The following is a 4055-nucleotide window of genomic DNA, read 5'->3' as shown; positions in this document are numbered from 1 at the left end:
CCCCTCGCCGGGAGTGTCGGGCAGGTGGTTCCGCCCAGCCCCACGGCTCCTACGCCTTGGGGATGTTGGAGGGACCTTCCCGTGAGCGGCAGGTCCCTCCAACGTATTGCTTCAGCGGGATTCCGTGTCGTCCATGGCGTTCGGGCCGCCGGTCAGGTGCGGTCCTTCTTGGCCAGGATGCACAGCAGCGAGCAGGCGACGGCCGACGACGGCCCGCTGGTGGTCGGTGGTGTGCCGTGCGGGGCGTGGTCGGCGCCGAAGGTGACGCTCGCGGTGTTCTTCATGGGGAGGGCGAGGAGGAGAGAGGAGCAGTAGATCTGACGGCTGGCCCCTGCCGCCAGGGTGAAGGTGCCGGCGGCGGTCCGGCAGGAAGGGGTGGTGGGGTCGTTGACACTGGCGTTGACGGCGTCCACCGGACCGGTGTTGGTGACGGTGATGCGCCACCGGGCCGTGCCGAGCAGGTCGAGAAGACCGACGGGGCTCTTCTTGGCCCAGGGGCCTGCTCCGCCGGGGCCGCAGGCGTGCGGCGAGGAGACGGTGCAGATCTCCTTGTCGCGGCTGATCACCCGGCCATCACCGTCACTGTCCAACAGGTTGCAGGGCAACGCGAGTCTTATGCGTGAGCGCCGCCCGCATCACGGTAGAGACGACCGGTGAACGCGTCATCCGATCTGACCAAGCCGGTGGCACGCTGAGCGACATTGGCCACTAGCTGTCGCGATATTTTGTGTCCGTGACAGTTTCTCTTCGTACGGCTTCGTTTCGCAGCGGATCCCGTCGAGAGTCCAGCCGAGTTTGGGCACGCTGACACTCCAGCGACGCCTGGCGCGCGACTACAAGCCGAATCCGGCTTTTTCTGAATCGCGCGTGTGCTGGGGCCATAATCGGCGTCAGGGCCCGCAGAGTGACGGGCCAGGCGACCCCGAACTGGCGCGGAGCATAAGGGCGCGCGGCGATGGCGAGATCGCTGGGCCCGGCGCACCTGCTGTTCCGCAGGCCGGAGCCCAGCCGACGCGGAGTGCCACGGCCACAAGCGAGTGCGGCAGCACCGCGGACCTTCCGGTTCTTCAGTCAGGTCTCCAGTCATCCCCCTCACGGCAAGACGACGGTACGAGTTACTCCTCGAAGACGGCTTACTTCTCACTGCCGGTCAGCCAGTGGGCCGTTTGTACTTCTTTACCGCCCATTCGCGGGTCTGTTCCCCGGTGGCGAGCACGAAGACTACGTTCATAGCTGAGGCGGAACAGATCAGCCTCGGCGCGCTCCACCGCACCTCGGCCGCGACCGTGGCCCCCAGCCGGTCCCGAACCAGGTCCCAGAACGCGTCCCTGTGGTCCATGAGCCAGGAGAGGTACAAGAGGCCATGGTTGATCACCCCGGCATCGACCCCGCGCTTGTACTCCACGATCACCGGAGCGTTGTTCTCGTCAATACCCAGCGAGTCGATCCGCCCTCCGTGGACGGGCCCGGTGCTGTACTCGCTCGCCAGGAACCGCACTCCCAGCATGGTCTCCATGTGCGCCTCGACAAGGCACTGCACATCCGCCTCGATATCGGCAAAACGCGGCGCGACCTCCGTCACCCCGCTCCTCGTGTGGAACAGCTTCAGCCCCGACACATTCCCCTCCTTAACCACGAGGTACACAGCGCAGGCGCGGGGCATATTTGTTTCCCCTGAGAACCTCGGTCCCACCTAGGACGCTACAGACGCCCCCGTCCCACATGACGTCCCACACCTGCGGATCCCATAGACGTCCCACAAATCTCCTGACGGGCCGACACACAAAAGAACTCCCAGGTCAGGGCAGTTGAGATAGCGTTAGACCGAGTGCCTTCTAATCGCCCACCCCATTCTTGGATGCACATAGCCTCCGCCGTAACCCATCAACGGCGTGTCACGAAGCTGCCAAGCCTCCTCCGCGAACCTGCTCCGTACGACGAGGTCGTCACGTCGGACTCCCCGTCTTGGGGGTAAACCACCGACCCGGCTTCGGACCACGGCCCGTAGGGAGCGCGCGTGCTGCCGGACACGTGCCCAGCCCCCGGGCTTACGCCGCCGGACCACCCCCGCACCCGGCGGACTCACCGACAAGAACACCAAAGGCAAACGCGCCCGCCAGGACCCCCTCATCGAAGAAATCCGCCCGCTCATCGCCGAACGCATCCTCGCCTCAGGCCCCGACCCGCACGCCCGCCTCTTCACCGGCCCCCGCGGCGGACGCATCTCCACCGCCGTCCTGCCCGACGCCACGCACTGAGACGACGTCGTCACCCCACTCGGCCACGAACACCTGCGCCGACACGACCTCCGCCACACCGGCCTCACCTGGTTCGCCGACGCAGGCATCCCCGCCCACGTCCTACCAAGATCGCCGGACACGGCTCCCTAACTGGTCCCCAAGAAACACGGAAAGGCGGCATCGGATTACTCCGATACCGCCTGCGACCTGCGTGCATGCAAGTCGGGACGACAGGATTTGAACCTGCGACCCCTTGACCCCCAGTCAAGTGCGCTACCAAGCTGCGCCACGTCCCGGTGCCCGGTCCCGGCGGAAATGACCGGACGGCCGTGCAGGGGAAACATTACCTCACTCAGCGCGGCCTCAGGACGCGCCCCGGCTGGGCGACAATCGGCGTATGACGGAAAACGAGCGCGACCGTGACGCCGAGGGCCGGGCGCGTAACGCGCGTCCCCGAGACGGGCTCGGGCGTCCGCTGCCGTACGGAGCTCCGGGTGTGGAGCGGCAGCCCGAGGGAGTCGTACGTACGCCCGGCGCCACCGTGAACGAGGCGCAGCGGCTGCTCGACGCGGGCAAGCCGTTCCACGCGCACGAGGTGTTCGAGGACGCGTGGAAGTCGGGGCCCGAGGAGGAGCGCGCGCTGTGGCGTGGGATGGCCCAGCTCGCTGTGGGGCTGACGCACGCCGCGCGGGGCAATACGCGGGGTGGTGCGCGGCTGCTGCTGCGCGGGGCGGGTTCCATCGAGGCGTACGGCACCGGGCCCCACTCGCTCGATGTCCCCGGACTGGCCGCCTGGGCACGCGAGTTGGCCGAGCGGGTCGACGCAGGGGGGAAGCCCGTCGACGCCGCCGCCTCGGCGCCCCGGTTGCGGGGCGCCTCCCGGGGCTGACCGGCTCCTCACCCCTCGGTGTCGGTCACCAGGATGACTTCGAGGGTGCGGGGGCCATGGACGCCTTCGACGCGGTCGAGTTCGATGTCACTGGTGGCTGAGGGGCCTGAGATCCAGGTCAGCGGACGGGTGGGGTCGAGGCGGGGGATGGCCTGGGGCACGGAGCCGACGACCTGATCACCGGTTCTGATGACGCAGATGTGGTGGTCGGGTACGAGGGTGATGCGGCGGCGGCCCTGGTCGGGGCCCGCGTCGAGGACGATCGTGCCGGTCTCGGCGATCGCCAGCGCGCAGCCCGTGACCACGCTGTCCACCGCGTCCAACTCCCGTGCGGTGGTGTCCGGTTCGTCCTGGAGCTGGATGGTGTCGGGGGCGACCGCAGACAGCCACGCGGCGGGCAGCAGCGGGGGTACGACCACGGCGCGCGCCCCGCGTTCCGCCAGTATCCCGGCGATCAGCGCGGGGAGCCCGGCGGAGTCCGTACGGTGGACGATCGCGCGGTAGTCGGCGAGGTTCTCCGCGAGGAGGTCGACAATGCGGTCCTCGGGGGTGTGGGTGACGCGGTAGTCGCGGGCCGCCTCCGGCGCGGCGGGCGCGTCGGCGACCGCACCGCGTACCCGGGCGAGGATCCGCTCACGCGAACCTGAAGGGGTGGTCATGAGCGGGTGCCGTCCTTCCGGTTCTTCTTCCACCAGTCGCGGAACGACTCGGCCGGCAGCTCCGGAAGGTCCCGGCTGTCGGTCCAGGCCCCGGATCCCGGCAGTTTCTTCGGGTGCAGCCCCCGGGTCTTGGAGGCCACCTTTTCCCCGGCGGCGAGCACCCGGGGATGGTCGAAGACCCAGCCGGCCGCCTTGATGGCCGCTTTCTCCAGTCGGTGTCCCTTGCCGCCCTGGTCGGCGACGCGTTCGCGGAGATGGACCAGGACT

Annotated in this window: 4 protein-coding genes, 1 tRNA gene and 2 pseudogenes; 2 read left to right on the top strand and 5 right to left on the bottom strand. The window is 68.6% G+C overall.

Annotated features, from left to right (window positions below):
* Positions 1-152: 152 nt before the first annotated feature.
* Positions 153-566: a hypothetical protein gene (locus QR77_RS36670; RefSeq protein WP_040026287.1), complete on the bottom strand. Its 414-nt coding sequence runs from the start codon at positions 564-566 to the stop codon at positions 153-155.
* Between the two features lie 671 nt (positions 567-1237).
* Positions 1238-1618 (bottom strand): annotated as a pseudogene (locus tag QR77_RS36665) (transporter); the annotation flags it as partial.
* Positions 1619-2048: 430 nt separating this feature from the next.
* Here QR77_RS36665 and QR77_RS49515 point away from each other — a divergent pair.
* Positions 2049-2392: pseudogene (locus QR77_RS49515) on the top strand (tyrosine-type recombinase/integrase); the annotation flags it as partial.
* Between the two features lie 70 nt (positions 2393-2462).
* Here QR77_RS49515 and QR77_RS36660 read toward each other — a convergent pair.
* Positions 2463-2536, bottom strand: a tRNA-Pro gene (locus tag QR77_RS36660).
* Positions 2537-2637: 101 nt separating this feature from the next.
* On the opposite strand from QR77_RS36660, the gene QR77_RS36655 reads away from it, so the two are divergent.
* Positions 2638-3129, top strand: coding sequence for a DUF309 domain-containing protein (locus QR77_RS36655; protein ID WP_040026286.1), 492 nt, complete (start codon positions 2638-2640; stop codon positions 3127-3129).
* Between the two features lie 8 nt (positions 3130-3137).
* Here the strand turns inward: QR77_RS36655 and QR77_RS36650 are convergent, their stop codons facing one another.
* Positions 3138-3788, bottom strand: a complete 651-nt coding sequence (locus QR77_RS36650; protein WP_040026285.1) for a lactate utilization protein C — start codon at positions 3786-3788, stop codon at positions 3138-3140.
* A partial coding sequence (locus QR77_RS44380; protein ID WP_150130606.1) for a lactate utilisation protein LutB domain-containing protein occupies positions 3785-4055 on the bottom strand: 271 nt, incomplete at its 5' end. The genes QR77_RS36650 and QR77_RS44380, both read right to left, overlap by 4 nt.

Origin of the sequence: Streptomyces sp. 150FB, from assembly GCF_000818195.1 — a bacterium.
Taxonomy (GTDB): Bacteria; Actinomycetota; Actinomycetes; order Streptomycetales; family Streptomycetaceae; genus Streptomyces.
Note: the sequence above shows the minus strand (reverse complement) of the source record. Positions and strands in the feature narration are given on the sequence as shown.

What these genes read in the sequence shown, in the direction of transcription:
- QR77_RS36655 (WP_040026286.1), top strand. Translation starts at nt 2,638, where the DNA reads ATGACGGAAAACGAGCGCGACCGTGACGCCGAGGGCCGGGCGCGTAAC.
- QR77_RS36650 (WP_040026285.1), bottom strand. Translation starts at nt 3,788, where the DNA reads ATGACCACCCCTTCAGGTTCGCGTGAGCGGATCCTCGCCCGGGTACGC.